The organism is Yimella sp. cx-51 (assembly GCF_017654605.1).
In the GTDB taxonomy this organism is placed as follows: Bacteria; Actinomycetota; Actinomycetes; order Actinomycetales; family Dermatophilaceae; genus Yimella.
The window spans coordinates 2,110,256-2,126,951 of record NZ_CP072113.1 but is presented as its reverse complement, the minus strand read 5'-3'; the positions used below and the strand labels follow the sequence as shown (position 1 = coordinate 2,126,951).

Annotated in this window: 18 protein-coding genes and 3 tRNA genes; 11 read left to right on the top strand and 10 right to left on the bottom strand. The window is 66.5% G+C overall.

The annotated features are described in order from the left end of the window. Window positions 1–156: 156 nt before the first annotated feature. On the top strand, window positions 157–1,743 hold the full coding sequence (cimA, locus tag J5M86_RS10155) for a citramalate synthase (protein ID WP_188060460.1): 1,587 nt from the start codon (window positions 157–159) through the stop codon (window positions 1,741–1,743). Between the two features lie 17 nt (window positions 1,744–1,760). Here the strand turns inward: cimA and J5M86_RS10150 are convergent, their stop codons facing one another. The 3 genes from J5M86_RS10150 to J5M86_RS10140 are packed head-to-tail and all read right to left on the bottom strand — an operon-like array spanning window position 1,761 to window position 4,249. Continuing rightward, entirely contained in the window at window positions 1,761–2,513 is a 753-nt protein-coding gene (locus J5M86_RS10150; protein WP_188060461.1) for a PIG-L deacetylase family protein, read from the bottom strand. Between the two features lie 9 nt (window positions 2,514–2,522). Next, window positions 2,523–3,320, bottom strand: a complete 798-nt coding sequence (locus J5M86_RS10145) for a PIG-L deacetylase family protein (protein WP_188060462.1) — start codon at window positions 3,318–3,320, stop codon at window positions 2,523–2,525. A 56-nt stretch (window positions 3,321–3,376) separates the two neighbouring features. Continuing rightward, complete coding sequence (locus J5M86_RS10140) at window positions 3,377–4,249, bottom strand: 3-methyladenine DNA glycosylase (RefSeq protein WP_370587333.1); 873 nt, start codon at window positions 4,247–4,249, stop codon at window positions 3,377–3,379. Between the two features lie 93 nt (window positions 4,250–4,342). Between J5M86_RS10140 and J5M86_RS10135 the strand changes: the two genes are divergently transcribed. The 7 genes from J5M86_RS10135 to rdgB all read left to right on the top strand — a co-directional run bounded on the left by J5M86_RS10135 (window position 4,343) and on the right by rdgB (window position 10,140). Then, window positions 4,343–5,218, top strand: a complete 876-nt coding sequence (locus J5M86_RS10135; RefSeq protein WP_188060463.1) for a GDSL-type esterase/lipase family protein — start codon at window positions 4,343–4,345, stop codon at window positions 5,216–5,218. A 9-nt stretch (window positions 5,219–5,227) separates the two neighbouring features. Next, window positions 5,228–5,998, top strand: a complete 771-nt coding sequence (locus J5M86_RS10130) for a fumarylacetoacetate hydrolase family protein (protein WP_188060464.1) — start codon at window positions 5,228–5,230, stop codon at window positions 5,996–5,998. Between the two features lie 61 nt (window positions 5,999–6,059). Further along, entirely contained in the window at window positions 6,060–6,884 is an 825-nt protein-coding gene (gene murI, locus J5M86_RS10125) for a glutamate racemase (protein WP_188060465.1), read from the top strand. Beyond that, complete coding sequence (locus J5M86_RS10120) at window positions 6,881–7,663, top strand: MBL fold metallo-hydrolase (RefSeq protein ID WP_188060466.1); 783 nt, start codon at window positions 6,881–6,883, stop codon at window positions 7,661–7,663. The genes murI and J5M86_RS10120 overlap by 4 nt, the downstream gene beginning before the upstream one ends. A gap of 41 nt (window positions 7,664–7,704) precedes the next feature. Beyond that, the gene (locus J5M86_RS10115) at window positions 7,705–8,730 is read left to right on the top strand and encodes a S66 peptidase family protein (protein WP_188060467.1); all 1,026 of its coding nucleotides are present in this window, start codon (window positions 7,705–7,707) and stop codon (window positions 8,728–8,730) included. A 49-nt stretch (window positions 8,731–8,779) separates the two neighbouring features. Further along, a complete protein-coding gene (gene rph / locus J5M86_RS10110) occupies window positions 8,780–9,535 on the top strand; it encodes a ribonuclease PH (protein WP_188060468.1) in 756 nt (251 codons plus the stop codon). After that, window positions 9,535–10,140 (top strand): RdgB/HAM1 family non-canonical purine NTP pyrophosphatase, encoded by a 606-nt coding sequence (gene rdgB, locus J5M86_RS10105; RefSeq protein ID WP_188060469.1) that lies wholly within the window; start codon window positions 9,535–9,537, stop codon window positions 10,138–10,140. The genes rph and rdgB overlap by 1 nt, the downstream gene beginning before the upstream one ends. 117 nt (window positions 10,141–10,257) lie before the next feature. Here rdgB and J5M86_RS10100 read toward each other — a convergent pair. Both J5M86_RS10100 and bcp read right to left on the bottom strand, forming a co-directional pair. Next, window positions 10,258–10,342 (bottom strand) — tRNA-Leu (locus tag J5M86_RS10100). Window positions 10,343–10,389: 47 nt separating this feature from the next. Then, a complete protein-coding gene (bcp, locus tag J5M86_RS10095) occupies window positions 10,390–10,857 on the bottom strand; it encodes a thioredoxin-dependent thiol peroxidase (RefSeq protein WP_188060470.1) in 468 nt (155 codons plus the stop codon). A gap of 76 nt (window positions 10,858–10,933) precedes the next feature. Between bcp and J5M86_RS10090 the strand changes: the two genes are divergently transcribed. Together J5M86_RS10090 and J5M86_RS10085 are read left to right on the top strand one after the other, a co-directional pair. Continuing rightward, window positions 10,934–11,206, top strand: coding sequence for a DUF3618 domain-containing protein (locus J5M86_RS10090; RefSeq protein ID WP_188060471.1), 273 nt, complete (start codon window positions 10,934–10,936; stop codon window positions 11,204–11,206). Between the two features lie 22 nt (window positions 11,207–11,228). Continuing rightward, window positions 11,229–11,525: a co-chaperone GroES gene (locus tag J5M86_RS10085; RefSeq protein WP_244328567.1), complete on the top strand. Its 297-nt coding sequence runs from the start codon at window positions 11,229–11,231 to the stop codon at window positions 11,523–11,525. A 34-nt stretch (window positions 11,526–11,559) separates the two neighbouring features. Here the strand turns inward: J5M86_RS10085 and J5M86_RS10080 are convergent, their stop codons facing one another. From J5M86_RS10080 to J5M86_RS10070, 3 genes are all read right to left on the bottom strand, one after another. Next, window positions 11,560–12,750 carry a glycine C-acetyltransferase gene (locus J5M86_RS10080; RefSeq protein WP_188060647.1) on the bottom strand — a complete coding sequence of 397 codons (1,191 nt, stop codon included), beginning with the start codon at window positions 12,748–12,750 and terminating at the stop codon, window positions 11,560–11,562. Window positions 12,751–12,755: 5 nt separating this feature from the next. Then, complete coding sequence (gene tdh, locus J5M86_RS10075) at window positions 12,756–13,793, bottom strand: L-threonine 3-dehydrogenase (RefSeq protein ID WP_188060473.1); 1,038 nt, start codon at window positions 13,791–13,793, stop codon at window positions 12,756–12,758. A gap of 109 nt (window positions 13,794–13,902) precedes the next feature. Next, a tRNA-Lys gene (locus J5M86_RS10070) sits at window positions 13,903–13,978 on the bottom strand. Between the two features lie 146 nt (window positions 13,979–14,124). Here J5M86_RS10070 and J5M86_RS10065 point away from each other — a divergent pair. Then, window positions 14,125–15,849, top strand: coding sequence for a YihY/virulence factor BrkB family protein (locus J5M86_RS10065; protein WP_188060474.1), 1,725 nt, complete (start codon window positions 14,125–14,127; stop codon window positions 15,847–15,849). A gap of 53 nt (window positions 15,850–15,902) precedes the next feature. Here the strand turns inward: J5M86_RS10065 and J5M86_RS10060 are convergent. Continuing rightward, window positions 15,903–15,978 (bottom strand) — tRNA-His (locus J5M86_RS10060). Between the two features lie 85 nt (window positions 15,979–16,063). Further along, window positions 16,064–16,681, bottom strand: coding sequence for an oligoribonuclease (gene orn / locus J5M86_RS10055; RefSeq protein WP_256433474.1), 618 nt, complete (start codon window positions 16,679–16,681; stop codon window positions 16,064–16,066). Window positions 16,682–16,696: the final 15 nt, after the last annotated feature.

Here is a 16,696-nt window from a genome sequence, read left to right as displayed (position 1 = left end):
CGTTCTCATTATTTGCTAGCGCGTCGGGCCCGGCTCGGCGCGCAACCTCCCGTTACCCCGGGAGGTTTTTCGTTTGCCGGGCCACCCACACCCGGCGCGAGGCGAAAGAGCCGGGGCCCGGCGGAACACCGGCCCCACCACTGACAAGGACCCGCGATGAGCGCCTTCCACGTCTACGACACGACCCTGCGTGACGGCGCGCAACAAGAGGGACTCAACCTCTCGGTCGCAGACAAACTCACCATCGCCGGCTACCTCGACGACCTCGGCGTCGGCTTCATCGAGGGTGGTTGGCCGGGCGCAAACCCCAAGGACACCGAGTTCTTCCGGCGGGCCGCCGGGGGTGAACTCACGCTCCGCAACGCCCAGCTCGCGGCCTTCGGCTCGACACGCAAGGCGCACGCCGTAGCCGCCGACGACCCCCAGGTGCGCGCGCTGCTGGACGCAGGCACACCGGTGGTCACGCTCGTTGCCAAGTCACACGTCCGGCACGTGCACCACGCTCTGCGTACCTCGCTGGAGGAGAACCTCGCGATGGTGCGCGACACGGTCGAGTTGTTGGTGCGCGAGGGCCGTGAGGTCTTCGTCGACGCCGAGCACTTCTTCGACGGTTACCTCGCAGACCCGACCTATGCGCTCGAGGTGATCCGGGTGGCCACCGAGGCCGGCGCATCGGTCGTAGCACTGTGCGACACCAACGGCGGCATGTTGCCCACCCAACTCGGCGACATCGTCCAGAAGGTGCAGCACGCCAGTGGCGCAGACCTCGGCATCCACTGTCACAACGACACCGGGTGCGCCGTCGCGAACTCGATCGCGGCCGTCCAGGCCGGTGCCATGCATGTGCAGGGCACCGTCAACGGCTACGGCGAACGCACCGGCAATGCCGACCTGGTCACGGTGGTCAGCAATCTGCAACTCAAGCTCGGCCGCGACGTGATTGATCCGGAGCGGCTGCAAAATGCCCTCCACCTCAGCCACGCCATCAGCGAAGTCACCAACATTGCGCCGCACGGACGCCAGCCCTACGTCGGAGCGAGTGCCTTCGCACACAAGGCCGGCCTGCACGCCTCCGCGCTGCGGGTCGACCCCGACCTCTACCAACACATCGACCCGGCCGCGGTCGGCAACTCGATGCGCACCCTCGTCTCCGACATGGCGGGCCGCGCCAGCATCGAACTTAAGGGCAAGGAACTCGGCTACGACCTCGCCGGGCAACCCGAACTCCTCGCGAGGGTGGTGCAGCGGGTCAAGGAGCTGGAGCAGCAGGGCTGGACCTTCGACGCCGCCGACGCATCGTTCGAATTGCTGCTCAAGGAGGAGGTCGACGGCGGACGCCTGGAGTACTTCACCACCGAGTCGTGGCGTTGTATCACCGACTCCTGGAACGACGAACGTCCAGCGCTTGCCGAAGCGACCGTGAAGTTGTGCGCGGCGGGGAAGCGCCATGTGGCGACCGGCGAGGGCAACGGCCCGGTCAACGCACTCGATCACGCTCTGCGACAAGCGCTTTCAGCCACCTACCCGGAGCTGAACTCGCTCGAACTCATCGACTTCCGGGTGCGCATCCTCGACGCCGCAGTGGGCACGGACGCCACCACGCGAGTGCTCATCGAAACCACCGACGGCGAGAGCGCGTGGACGACGCTGGGGGTCGCGCCCAACATCGTGCATGCCAGTTGGCTCGCGCTGGTCGACTCCTTCACCTTCGGCCTGATGAAGAAGGGCATCAACCCGCGCTGAGTCGGCCCTGAAGCCAGTCAGTCCTTCGAAGCTGGGATGCCACCCAGGTCGTAGGACTTGAAGAGCACGGCGTACTGCGTGCCTGCTGCTTGGCCGCCCTGCTGAAGGATCTGCGGGATGAACTCGGCCGGCTTCGGGTGACCGGGCAGGTCGGCCAGGTAGGCCTCGTGGCATTCGAGCGATGCCACGGCTGAGGCGACTGCCTTTTCGTCCACCGACTTGGCGTGGGTCGGCGCGGGATGGCCGGCGACCAGCAGCCATTGGGTGTGCCACTTGGGCAAGCCCTCGTTCTCGGCGAGCTCGCGGAAGACCCAGTTGTTGTCGGCGTCACGCACCGCGTCGACCGTCGCGATGCCGGCGGCGCGGTGGTCTGCTTGGTTCAGCCCGCCGTAGGCCTCGAAGTCGAAGTTGGCCGTGATCACAGCATCGGGGCGCACCTGGCGGATCACCCGGGCGATGTCGCGGCGCAGATCCAGCGTCGGCATCAGCATGCCGTCCGGGTGGTCGAGGATCGTCAGCTTGCTGACGCCAACTGCGTCGCAGGCGCGTTGCTGCTCCTGCGCGCGCACGGGGCCCACGTCCTCCGGCGGAGTCTGCATGCCCGCCTCGCCACTGGTGAGCAGAAGATAGCTGACTTCGACACCTCGTTCGGCCCACGTGGCGACCGCCGCGGATGCGCCGTATTCCATGTCGTCGGGGTGCGCGACCACGCACAGCACGCGCGACCAGGATTCGTCGGGGAGGGCGGGCAGCTCACGCGATTCAGTCATGTCAGCAGCTTACGTACGAGGGGTATCGACGGTGCGCAAACCGGCGGTCGTCACGATGGGCTCGCGTTGACCGCCCACGTGCACGACCTTGGCGCCGTCGACGCGCACCTGGGAGGCATGTGCCCGCAACGCCTGCTGCACGGTTGTCAGGTGGTGCGGCAGTTCCAGCCACTGCACAGCGTCCGGATCGCCGTCGACGTCACGGCCCGGGGGGATGACCTCGATCATCGGCAAGCCGGCGTGTTCGGCAATCACCTTCGTCAGCTCGTGCGCTCTCACATGGTCAGGGTGACCATAACCACCGCCGGAGTCGTAGGAGATGAGGACGTCCGGACGCGTCGAGTCGACGTAGGCCAGCGCATCCTCCAGCACATCCGAAATCGTTGCAGCAGTGAATGATTCATCGCCTGCGTCCTCGGCAGGGCCCGCCAGTCCCTCGCGTATCCACTGCATTCCCGAATCTGTGTAAACCCGTTCGTCCGGGAGTTCCTGGCCGCGAGCCGGACGCGTGCCGAGGAAGGCGTGGTGCTCAACGCCCAAAGCTTCCAGTGCACGCGCGAGTTCACCCAACCGCAGCTGCACGAACTCACCCGACCCCGGTGTCACCGCGTCGGCGACGCCGGGCATGAGTTCGCCGCGTTCGCCCCGGGTGCAGGTGAGCACATGCACCTCTCGCCCCTGATCGACCAGTTCGGCGATGAGGGCTCCGGTTGCCAAGGTCTCGTCGTCCGGGTGGGCGTGCACCAGGAGCACTCGGTGCGCGTCGTCGAGCAGGTCGAGTGCCGGGGTGGGCTGGTCGGTCGTCATGGAGTCAATATGTCAATGCGCCTGCGTGCGGACAACAGATGCCCGGCCCGGACGCTCTACTTCTGCGCAGCGGGCATCGCCGCCCGGCAGACCTCCAGCAGGCTGGCCCGCAAGATCTGTGCACGCCCGGCGAACTCCCGTTGCTGACGTACGTACTCGGCCTTGCCTTCTGACGTCTCGACGGCGACGGGTGCGTGACCGAGTGACGTCACGTCGTAAGGGGAGGCGCGCATGTCGAGCACTCGGATGTCACGAGCGAGCTCGAAGCAGCGCAACAGCAGTTCGCTGGGCATCACCGGGCTGAGCGAGTAGGCCCAGCGGTAGAGGTCCATCCCTGCGTGCAAGCAGCCGGGTTGTTCGAAGTCGGCTTGCGAACTGCGGTGCAGCACAGCGTTGTTGCGAGGTGTGGCGTCATCGGTGAAGAAACGGTAGGCGTCGAAGTGGGTACAGCGAAGTTCGTGCGCCTCCACCACCGTGTCGGTACCTGCATGACCGAGACGCAGCGGCAACTGGGTGTGGCGCATCTGCTCCGGCGCGGTGCGGTACGCCATCGCCCACTCGTGCATCCCGAAGCACGACAGTTGCATCGGGCGGTCGATCGTGGCCCGGAGAACGGCGTGGGCAGACCTGATCACCCCGGATCGCCGCGCGCGGAATTCATCGAGGTCGACCTGCGCCCCAGCGAGGGCCGGACGATAGAAGCGCCAGCCCGTACGTTCGGTGCCACCACGCAGTAGGACGCCCGCGCCGGGGTGCCATACGCGTAGGTGCGAGGGCTTGAGGTGGTAGTACTCGAAGAGGAAGTCGTCGATCGGGTGTTTGATCCCGCGATCGCGGCGGTGGATGTGGTCGGCCAGGAGAGAGTCGACCCGTGCGGTGTAGGACGCCGCGGTGACGCGCCACTGCGCCTCCTCCAACTCGATCACCACGCGGCACAGATTAGTGCGGTCCACCCGGCAGGGCATGGCGTGAGACGGCCTGGGGTGGCACAGTGACCTGAGTCACATTCCTTTGGAGGATCCATGAAGCGCACCTTCGCCGCCGTCGGTGTCACTGTTCTCGCACTCACCGGCATTGCCAGTGCCGCGCAGGCAAAGCCCGACAACCCGAACGCCCAGTCGGGTCAGAACGCGCAATCGGGTCTCTATGTGGCGCTTGGCGATTCGCTCGCAGCCGGCTATCAGCCGGGCGCCGGCGACGACAAGAGCGGCGGTTACGTCGGCGGCGTCTATTCATCGCTGCGGTCGAAATACCACGGCGTGAAACTGGTCAACCTCGCCTGCAGCGGCGAAACTTCCTCGAGCCTGATCGCCGGAAGTCTGTGCACATATGCGGACGGTGGACGCAGCCAGCTCGGGGCTGCGGTCGAGACGATCAGGGCGGCGAAGGGAAAGGTGCGGCTCATCACGCTCGACATCGGCGCGAATGACGTCCAGCGATGTGTCGCCCGCACCGGCGCGATCGACTCCGTCTGCCTGGAACAGGGGATGACCGCCGCTGCAGCCAACCTGCCGCATATCGTCCGCACGCTGCGGGCCGCGGCGGGCGCACAGACGCAGATCGTCGTCCTCAACTACTACAACCCGTTCCTGGTCTTCTGGGTGGCAGGCAACAAGCCGCTGGCGCAGATGTCGACCGCTCTGCAGGCACAGTTGAACAGTGCCGTCGCGGGCGGGGCCAAGGCCGGTGGCGCGCGTCTGGCTGACGTCGCCACAGCATTCCGCAGCACCGATTGGACGCCGCGCGCCGACGGCATTCCGACCAATGTCGCGATGATCTGCGGCCACACGTGGATGTGCTCCAAGGGCGACATCCACGCCAATGACGCGGGGTACTCGCTCATGGCAGCCACCGTCACGCCCTTGGTGCACGGACCGAAGGCCGGTGCGGCTCAGTAGGCTGTCACGGTGCGCATTTGTCGATACACCGATGGAGACGACCCCCACTTCGGACTCGTGGACGGAGCGGGGCACAAGATCGCCCAGATCAGCGGCGACCCGCTCTACACGCGGATCGAACTGACCGGGGTCACCACGACCGTGGACGAGGTGCGGCTGCTCGCGCCGGTCATTCCACGCTCAAAGGTGATCGGCATCGGCAAGAACTACGCCGAGCACGCGCGTGAGATGGGGAGCGAAGCACCGAAGGAGCCGCTGATGTTCCTCATTCCCAACACTGCTGTCGTCGGTCCGGACGACCCGGTGGTGATGCCGCCGCAGTCGGAGCGCGTCGACTACGAGGGCGAAGTGGCCGTGGTCATCGGCAGGATGTGCCGCGACGTCTCCGTCGAGGAGGCGACGGCCTCGATCTTCGGTTACACCTGCGCCAACGACGTCACCGCGCGCGACCTGCAGAAGTCGGACAACCAGTGGTCGAGGGCCAAGGGCTTTGACACCTTCTGCCCGCTCGGACCGTGGATCGAGACCGATCTCGACCTGGCCGACCTGCGGATCACCACCCGCGTCGACGGCGAGATCGTGCAGGACGGCACGACGGCCGACATGATCCACGACGTGCCCGCGCTCATCTCGTACGCCTCGCAGGCGTTCACCCTCCTGCCCGGCGACGTCATCCTCACCGGCACTCCGGCCGGTATCGGTCCGGTTCAGCCGGGCCAGCGGGTGGAGGTGGAGGTGCAGCACATCGGCACCTTGGGCAATCCCTTCGTGCGTCGCTGATGTGACCATTTCCACGTCGAAATTTTGCTGATCGGTCACCGCCCGGCCATACCCTTGTTCGGTGTCAGATGCACCGATCGGAATCTTCGACAGCGGGTACGGCGGCCTCACCGTCGCTCGCGCGGTGCTCGACCAGTTGCCGCACGAATCGATCGCCTATCTCGGTGACACCGCACGTGCGCCGTACGGCCCCCGCCCCATCGCCGAGACGCGGCAGTTCGCGCTCGAATGTCTCGACCGGTTGGTCGCCCATGGCGTCAAGGCCCTGGTGATCGCGTGCAACACCGCCAGCGCCGCGGTATTGCACGACGCTCGCGAACGCTACGACGTGCCCTTGGTCGAAGTGATCCGACCGGCCGTCCGCCGTGCCGTGCGCGCCACCCGCAACGGCCGGGTCGGGGTCATCTCGACCGCCGGCACCCACCAGTCGGGTGCCTACCTGGACGCCTTCGCGGCGGCCCCGCAACTGCAGGTCTCCTCGCGTCCCTGCCCACGTTTCGTGGAGTTCGTCGAAGCGGGCGTCACCAGTGGCCCTGAACTGCTGGACGTCGCGCGCGACTATCTGCGTCCGATGCAGCAGCAGGAAGTCGACACCCTCGTCCTCGGCTGCACCCACTACCCGCTGCTGACCGGCGCCATTTCCTACGTCATGGGTGACGGCGTCACGTTGGTCTCCTCAGCAGAAGAGACCGCCAAGGACGTCTATCGCGTGCTCGCCGACGGTGACCTGCTCGCTGCGCCCAGCCAAGACATGCCCGGCCTGTCGTTCACCACGACCGGTGATCCCGAGGAGTTCCGCCGCTTGTCCAAACGCTTCCTCGGCCTCGGTCCGGAATTCGATCAGGTCTTCGAGAACAACTTCCACCAGGTCGAGGTCGGCCCATGAAGCTGACCGTCATCGGCTGCTCCGGATCGTTCGCCGGCCCCGACTCACCCGCGTCCTGCTACCTCGTGCAGGCGGAGTGGGAGGGCCGCACGTGGAATCTCGTGCTCGACCTCGGCCCCGGTGCTCTCGGCGCGCTGCAGCGACACATCGAACTCGATGCGATCGACGCGATCGTGGTCAGCCACCTGCACCCCGATCACTGTCTCGACCTGTGCGGGCTGTTCGTCGTCACGAAGTACCACCCGACCCGCGGCCCGCTGCCTCGCGTGCCGGTCTACGGACCCCAGGACACTGCCGCTCGTATGTCGCGCGCCAATGGCGTCACCTTGTCGGAAGCGGCCGATCCGCACGGCATGGATTCGGAGTTCGACTTCCGCACCGTGGTCTCGGGCCAGTCGTTCACCGTCGGACCGTTCACGCTTACTCCGTCCTTGGTCAATCACCCGGTCGAGGCCTTCGGTTTCCGGGTGGAGGCAGACGGCAAGGTGCTCGCCTACACCGGCGACACCGACTCCACCCCGGCGCTCGGGCCGCTCATGACGGGTGCTGATCTGGTGCTGGCCGACGCAGCCTTCTGCGAGGTGCGCGACACCGTCCGCGACATCCACCTGACCGGTCGCCGCGCCGCGCAGGCTGCGGTGGCTGCCGGTGGAGTGCGCCGGCTGATGCTGACCCACATTCCGTCGTGGAACGACGCCGAGGTCTGTCGTGCACAGGCTGCGGAGGTCTGGGCCGGTGTCGTCGAACTCGCTGAGCCCGACGGCGCGTACGAGCTCTAACCCGGTTGCGTCCATGCGGTCCCGCGCGATTGTGTGGGGGCATGATCCGCTACCCCGCTCCGTTGCGGCCCAGCGACACGATTGCGGTCACCGCGCCCTCTGCCGGTGTCGCTCCCGATCTGCACGGCCGCCTCGACTTTGCGATGAAGTGCTTGCGTGACAAGGGTTTTCGCGTCGTCGAGGGTTCATGCCTGCGTGGCGGCAACCACATCAGTGCACCCGTGGCCGAACGTGCGGCCGAACTCAACGCCTTCCTCACTGACCCCGCGATCCGTGCGATCGTGCCGCCATGGGGTGGTGAAACCGCGATCGACCTCATTGACCTGCTCGACTACGAGGCCATCGCCGCGGCCGAGCCGACCTGGCTGGTCGGGTTCAGCGACACCTCCACGCAGTTGCTCGCGCTCACGGTGCGCACCGGCCTCGCGACGTTGCACGGTCAGAACCTCATGGACACCCCCTACGACCTTCCGCGTCGGCTGCTGCCGTGGTGGCGCGTCGCCGGCCTGTCGGTGAGCGACAGCTTCGTGCAGACGGCAGGTTCGCACCATCGCGCGCCGGGCTGGGACGACTGGGCAACCAACCCGTACGTCACCACGCAAGCGCTGACCGAGAAGGCCGGCTGGCGGGTGTTGCACGGACCCGACGAGTTGTCGTTGCATGGCCGACTGATCGGCGGTTGCGTCGAAGTGCTCTCGCCGCTCGCGGGGACGCCGTTCGGCGATGTCGCAGCCCTCGGCCGTGAGCACTCCGCCGACGGCCTCCTGGTGTATCTGGAGGTCTGTGAGCACAGCGCCTTCGACGTCTGCCGGCAATTGCACGGCATGCGTCTTGCCGGGTGGTTCGAGCACGCGAACGGCATCCTGATCGGGCGCACCTCGGCACCAGACGCAGCCTCGATGACTCAGGATGAAGCCGTCATCGACGCCCTTGCCAGGCTCGACCTGCCGATCATCGCCGACGTCGACTTCGGGCACGTGCCGCCGTACATGTCCTTCGTGAACGGCGCCCTGGCGACGGTGACCATGGAAGGCGACCGGCGCGAGATCGTCCAGGAGCTGGCCTGAACCCTCGGGCGGCCCGAGGTGAGGGCGGGTGCGGTCCTACGCTGGCCGTATGACCGAAGCAACCCGCCACGACGGACGCGCGAACGACGAACTGCGCGACATCAAGATCACCCGCAACTGGCTCGACCACGCCGAAGGCAGCGTGCTCATCGAGTTCGGCAAGACCCGTGTGCTGTGCGCCGCCTCCTTCACCGAAGGGGTGCCGCGCTGGTTGAAGGGCAAGGGCACCGGCTGGGTCACCTCGGAGTACGAGATGTTGCCGCGCTCGACGAACACGCGTTCCGATCGCGAATCGCGCAAGGGCAAGGTGGGCGGGCGCACCCACGAGATCTCCCGCCTCATCGGACGCTCCCTGCGCGCGATCATCGATACAAAAGCGTTGGGGGAGAACACAATCGTGCTCGACTGCGATGTGCTCCAGGCCGACGGCGGCACTCGTACGGCGTCAATCACCGGCGCCTACATCGCCCTGGTCGATGCCATCGAGGACGCCCGCGCGCGCGGTTTGATCGCCAAGACCGCCCAGCCGCTGACGGGCTCGATCGCCGCCATCAGCGTCGGCGTGGTCAAGGGTGTGCCGGTGCTCGACCTGGACTACCCGGAAGACTCCACCGCCGAGACCGACATGAATGTCGTCATGACCGGTGCCGGTGGTTTCGTGGAGGTGCAGGGCACCGCCGAAGGCGCCCCCTTCGATCGCGACGAGTTGAACGCGCTGCTCGACCTGGCTGCCAAGGGCATCGCCGACCTCACCACGTTGCAGCAGGAAGCGCTGGACGCTCCGGCGCGAGAGCGCTCCCGCTGATGGACACCCTCGTGCTCGCGACCCGCAACGCCGGAAAGATCGCCGACCTGCAGGGCCTCATCGACTCGCAGCCGTCACTGGACGGCCTGCGGGTCGTCGGCGTGGGGGACTTTCCTGAACTCGACGACGTGCCCGAGACCGGGCTCACTTTCGTCGAGAACGCCACCCTCAAAGCCAAGTACGCCGCCGACAAGCTGAATCTGCCTGCGGTTGCGGATGATTCGGGTATCTCCGTGGACGTCCTCGGTGGCAGCCCCGGAGTCTTCAGCGCGCGCTGGGCGGGCCGTCACGGCGACGACCAGGCGAACATCGACCTGCTGCTCGCGCAGACGGCCGACGTGCCGGCCGACAAGCTGGTCGCCCGCTTCGAGTGCTCCGTCGTGCTCGCGATGCCCGGCGGGGAACTCCACTCGGCGACAGGCACCGTGGACGGCCGCCTGACCCGAAACCAGCGGGGTACCAACGGTTTTGGTTACGACCCGATCTTTGAGCTCCCTGACGGACGTACCTTCGCGGAGTACACCGCGGCCGAGAAGCACGCGGCGTCGCACCGCGGCCAGGCCTTCCGGGCCCTCCTGCCGACGCTCGTCCGACTTCTCGGCTGAGACCGCCCGGCTGGGGAGCACCCTGAGACAAACGCGGCGGTTCCAGCAGCAAATGCGGCCCCTGTTCGCACACGCGGCAGTTGCAACTAGCGCGTCTGCGAACAGAGGCCGCGTTTGTGGTGCGCGAGGGGGGACTCGAACCCCCACACCCGAAGGCGCCAGGACCTAAACCTGGTGCGTCTGCCAATTCCGCCACTCGCGCTGACCGCGACAGACTAGCCGCCGCGGTACGACCTCACGAAACCGTGATCAGTCGAGTTTGAGGGCCTTCTTGAGCGACGCGACGTGGCCGGTGGCCTTCACGTTGTACTTTGCGAGCTCGACCTTGCCCTCGGGGTCGACGACGATCGTCGAGCGGATGACCCCGACGACAGTCTTGCCGTAGAGCTTCTTCTCGCCGTAGGCGCCATATGCCTCCAGCGTCGACTTGTCCTCGTCCGACAGCAGCGGGTAGGTCAGCGACTCCTGTTCCACGAACTTCGTCAGCTTGGCGACCGGGTCGGGGGAGATGCCGACGATGTCGTAACCGGCTTCGGTCAGACCGGTGAGGCTGTCGCGGAAATCGCAGGCTTCCTTGGTGCACCCGGGGGTCATCGCGGCCGGGTAGAAGAAGATGATGAGGTGCCGTCCGCGGTAGTCGTCCAGCGAGATTTGCTTGCCCTCGTCCGAGGTGAGGGTGAAGGCTGGTGCAGGTTCACCGACGGTGAGACGGGTCATGAGGTCCTCCTGGGCTACTGGCGGGTGTTCCTGCGTTATCGTCTCAGGCAGTCCACACACCTCAAGGAGCAACCCCATGGCCGACAAGCCGGCACCGAAGAGCGCCAAGGAGATCGAGGCCGAACTCCAGGCGTCCCGTCAGCGTCTGGCAGGCACCATTGACGAGCTCGCCTTCCGGGCGCAGCCGCGGGAGATCGCCAAGCGGCAGGTCGAGACGGTGAAGCTCAAGGCGAGCGAAGCCACGCGCACCCCCGAAGGCGATGTTGCCGGCGACAAGCTCGGCATCGCGGTGGGCGGTCTTGGTGCAGTGCTGCTCGCGCTGGGGCTCATCCGCCGCGCGCGTGGCTGAGGAGCCGACTCTTCCGATCCGGATGCTGCACGACCGCCTGTTGGTGAAGACCGACGGCGAGAGTGGAGAGCGTCGCTCCGGCGGCGGCATCGTCATCCCCGCCACGGCGGCGATGGGCAAGCGATTGGGCTGGGCCGAGGTCGTCGCGGTCGGTCAGCACGTTCGGCAGGTCGTCCTGGGCGATCGCGTGCTGTACGACCCAGAGGAGAAGGCCGAGGTCGAGCTGCAGGGACGCACCTACACCCTCCTGCGTGAGCGTGACCTGCACGCCGTGGCCGCCAAACGGGTCAGCAACGAAGCGACCGGTCTCTACCTCTGAGAGGTGAGACCGGCCGCTGTCGTGTGCAGACGGCTCAGTCCTTGACGACCTCTGCGCGGGCCTGGACGAACGCGTCCACACACGTGCGGACGTCCTGCTCGGAATGCGCGGCTGACAACTGCACGCGGATGCGCGCCTTGCCTTTGGGCACCACCGGGTAGGAGAACGCGATCACGTAGACCCCGCGTTGCAGCATCGCGTCGGCGATCTGGGCTGCCGTGCGGGCGCCGTCCTCACCGGGGAACATCACCGCAGTGATCGGGTGGGAGCCGGGCAGGAGTTCGAACCCGGCGTCGGTCATCAGCGACCGGAAGAGCGCGGAGTTGTCCCGCAGCTGCTTGCGGCCCTCGTCGGAGGAGCGCGCGAGCGCGAGCGCCTTGCGTGATCCGGCGACCACCGACGGAGCGACGGCGTTGGAGAACAGGTAGGGCCGTGAACGCTGCCGCAGCAGGTCGACGATCTCCTTCGGTGCGGCGACGTAGCCACCGGATGCCCCGCCGAGCGCCTTGCCGAGCGTCCCGGTGATGATGTCGACCCGGTCGATCACGCCGCAGTGCTCAGGCGTGCCGCGTCCGTGTTCACCGACGAAACCGACGGCGTGGGAGTCGTCAACGAGCACCAGCGCGCCGTACTCGTCGGCGAGGTCGCAGATCTGCTCCAGCGGCGCGTAGTAGCCGTCCATCGAGAAGACACCGTCGGTGACGATCACCGTGCGTCGGGCGCCCTTGGCAGCCTCCAACTGAGCCCGCAGGTCATCCATGTCGGCGTTCTTGTAGCGATAGCGGGCAGCCTTGCTCAGCCGGATGCCGTCGATCAGCGAGGCGTGGTTCAACTCGTCGGAGATGATCGCGTCCTGCGCCTCGAAGAGCACCTCGAAAACGCCGCCGTTGGCGTCGAAGCAGGAAGAGTAGAGGATGGCGTCGTCGGTGCCGCTGAAGTCGGCGAGTTCGCGTTCGAGGTCGCGGTGCTGGCTCTGCGTACCGCAGATGAAGCGGACGCTGGCCATGCCGAATCCCCACTCCTGCAACGCGTCTCGTGCGGCCTCGACCACTTCGGGATGGTCGGCCAGGCCGAGATAGTTGTTCGCGCAGAAGTTCAGGGCATCGCCGGAGGTGGTGGCGATGTGGGACGACTGCGGGGTGGTGAGCTCGCGCTCGCGCTTGGTCAGGCCCGCGTCCTCGATGTCGCGCAGTGTCTCGACGAGTTCGTCCTTGAAGGCGTACATATTGCTCAGCTCCAGTCCATGATCACTTTGCCGCACTGACCTGAGCGTGCGGTTTCGAAGGCTTGCTGCCACTGCTCCGCGGGGAAGCGGTGGGTGATGACCGACTGCACGGCCTGTTTCAGGTGCGGCGAGGTCGACAGCATCGAACTCATCGCGTACCAGGTGTCGTACATCTCGCGGCCGTAGATGCCCTTGATGGTCAGCATGTGCGTGATGACGCGTCCCCAGTTGACCGGGAAGTCGTCCTTGGGCAGGCCGAGCATCGCGATGCGCCCGCCGTGATTCATGTTGTCGATCATCTCGGCCATCGCCTGCGGGTTGCCCGACATCTCCAGGCCGACGTCGAATCCTTCGCGCATGCCCAGATCGCGTTGGGTGTCGGCGATGCGCTGCTGGGCGACGTTGACGACTCGGTCGGCGCCCGCGGCCTTGGCAAGGTCGAGGCGGCTGTCGGAGACGTCGGTGACCACGACATGGCGCGCACCGACGTGTTTGGCGATCGCGGTGGCCATGACCCCGATGGGTCCGGCGCCGGTGATCAGCACGTCCTCGCCGGCCATCGGGAAGGACAACGCGGTGTGCGTTGCATTGCCGAGCGGATCGAAGACAGCGCCGAGATCGGGATCGATGTCGTCCGGCTGTACCCACACGTTGGACGCGGGGATCACCACGTAGTCGGCGAAGGCGCCGTCGCGGTTCACCCCGACGCTGTTGGTGCGGATGCACACCTGCCGGCGGCCGGCGCGGCAGTTGCGGCACTCGTTGCAGACGACATGCCCTTCGCCGGAGACCCGCTGGCCCACCTGCACGCTCGTGACGCCCGGCCCGATCTCGGTCACCTCGCCGTAGAACTCGTGACCAATCACCAACGGTGGGTGGACGACAGAGGCCGCCCACTCGTCCCATTGCTCCAGGTGGAGGTCGGTGCCGCAGAGTCCGGCGCGCAGCACCCGGATCTTCACCTCGTCAGCGCCGACGCTTGGTTCCGGGACGTCGATCAGCTTGAGTCCAGGACCGGCATGTGTTTTCGCAAGAGCACGCACGTTGCGCCATCCTGCCAGGTGCTGTGGAATGCATCACACTGGCGGCGTCAAGGGAAGGGGTCCTGAGAAGCGAAAGAGGCCGAACGACAATGCGTTCGGCCTCTTCGTCTGGTGCGCCATCAGGGACTCGAACCCCAAACCCGCTGATTAAGAGTCAGCTGCTCTGCCAATTGAGCTAATGGCGCAACGAGGAAGAACATTATCAGGGCGTGGCCCCAGCGCGAAATCGAGTTCTCGTCGGCGGCCGGACGCTCGCATCCACCCCGTGGGGCAGCCGATTTGGATAGGTTCAGGGCCGAAGAAATACCTGCTGCAAAGGATGCGATCACGCATGACCGTGCTCTATGACGAGGTAGTCGATCGTCCGTTCGACGAGGTGCCGGAATCTCCGGCCAAGCCTGACTACAAGGTCGCGTTCAAGCGCGCCCGCGCGAAGTTCTCCCAGGACCAGTGCACGGACGTCGCTGCGTCGCTGACCTACTACTCCGTCCAGTCCCTGTTCCCCGGGCTGATCGCGGTGATCTCGCTGCTCAACATCTTCGGTAGCGGCAAGGAGACCACCACCAGCCTGGTCGAGTCGATCGGCCGCATCATCGGCAAGGAGCCGTCGGAGCTGTCGACGATCACCACGTTCATCGACAACGTGCAGGCTGCACCCGGTGGAGGACTCGCGCTGATCATCGGTATCGGTGGTGCGCTGTGGTCGGCCTCCGGATACGTCGGCGCCTTCGGACGCGCACTCAACCGCATCTACGCGGTCGAGGAAGGGCGTTCGTTCGTCAAGCTCAAGGGCACGCTGTTGCTGATCACCGCCATCGAGGTGCTGCTGATCATCATGGTGATGGCCTCGCTCGTGCTGAGCGGTCCGGTTGCCAAGGAGGTCGGAAGCACGATCGGTCTCGGTGACACCGCCGTGCAGGTGTGGGACATCGCCAAGTGGCCGGTCGTGGCGATGATCGTGATCGCGATCATCACGATGCTTTACCAGTCGACCCCGAATGTGCGCCGTGAGCGCTCGCTGCTCACCTCCGGTGCGATGGTCGGCTTCCTGGTCTGGGTGCTGGCTTCGCTGGCGCTCGTGACCTACATCGGCATCACCGCCGGTGCCAGCTACCAGAAGACCTATGGCGCGTTCGCCGGCGTGATCATCTTCCTGCTGTGGCTGTGGATCACCAACGTCGCCATGCTTTTCGGTGCCGAGTTGGACGCCGAACTGCTGCGCACCCGCCAGTTGAAGTCGGGTCTGCCGGCCGAGCGGCTGATCCTGCTGCCGGCTCGCGACGAGAACGGCATCGAGAAGAAGACCGAGAAGGACGAGAAGCTCGTCGCCGAGGCGATCGACCTTCGCATGAAGTCCACCCCGTCCACCGACGCCCTCGCTCGGGTCACCGGTGGGCACAACAGCACGGCACGTGAATTCGGGCAGGCGATGGGCCCGTCCTCGCACGGGCGCACCGGCAACGGATCGGCGCCGGTGCTGCGCGAGCCCGCACGGATCAATGCCAGCGAGGCCCGCACGGTGGCGGGTGCTCCGAGCGACAACGATGCCTCCGCGACCGCAGCGGCGATCGAGGCCGACCGCGAGCAGCGCAAGCAGGACGCGTTGATCCGCGCGGCCCGGGAGCGCAAGGTTCGCGACCGCGAGGCCGCCAAGCAGGCCAAGGAGCAGAAGGCTCGGGCAGCTGCTGAGGCCAAGGCTGCCAAGGAGGAGAAGGCTCGCGAAGAAGCGATCACCCTCGACCAGCGCTGGGAGCAGGTGGCCGCCGTGCGCGCCCAGTTCGCTCCGAAGCCGTCGGCCGAGCGGGACGCCCTGCTGGCGGAGCGGGACGCACGCCGCAAGGCCTACCACGCCGAGCAGTCGGCGAAGGTTGCCGCCGCCAGGCGTCCTGAGCCGAAGGGTGCGCAGTCGGAACCGACGGCGCAGACCAAGAGCTTCATGACCGGCACGCATGAGGGCCCGGCGACCGCACCGGCGGAGCCCAGCGCACTGGAGCGGGAGATCGAGGCGGAGCGCGAGCGGCGCCGCAACGACTGGTACGCGGCCCGCGGACTCTGAGAAGTAGCGCTACGCGAAAGGCCCCGGCGAGATTCTCGCCGGGGCCTTTCGCATGGGGTGAGTGACGGGACTTGAACCCGCGACCACCGCGACCACAACGCGGTGCTCTACCAGCTGAGCTACACCCACCATGACCACCTTCAGCCGAAGGCAGCGCGGACAAGCTTACCTGCTGTGAAGGGGTGCTCATGACCACCCCCGATTCGGGGGTGGTTCAGGGCGAAACGGTGTGCTTGCGGGCGATCTCGCGAGCGGCCTTGGAGTCGGGGCCGGGCTGGTCGACGAACACCGCCTCGCGGTAGTAGCGCAGTTCGGCGATCGACTCGGTGATGTCTGCCAGCGCCCGGTGGCCGCCGTCCTTCTTCGGGGCTGAGAAGTACACCCGCGGGTACCAGCGGCGCGACAACTCCTTGATCGAGGAGACGTCGATGATGCGGTAGTGCAGGTGCTCGGTGAGCCCGGGCATGTCGCGGGCCAGGAAGGCCTTGTCCGTGCCCACGGAGTTACCGCCCAGCGGCCACTTGCCCACTTCGGGCGCGTACTCGCGCAGGTAGGCCAGGACCCGCTCTTCGGCTTCGGCCATCGTCAACCCGTGCTCGAGTTCATCCAACAGACCGCTGCGCGTGTGCATGTCACGGACGAAATCGTTCATCTGCTCCAGCGCAGCCGGCTCGGGCTTGATCAGCACGTCGACCCCCTCGCCCAACTGGTTCAGGTCGAAGTCGGTGACCAATACGGCCACCTCGATCAGTGCGTCGTTGTCCAGGTCGAGCCCGGTCATTTCGCAGTCGATCCAGATGATGCGGTCGGTCTTGGCCTTGTCCTCACTCACCCGTTCACCCTAGGG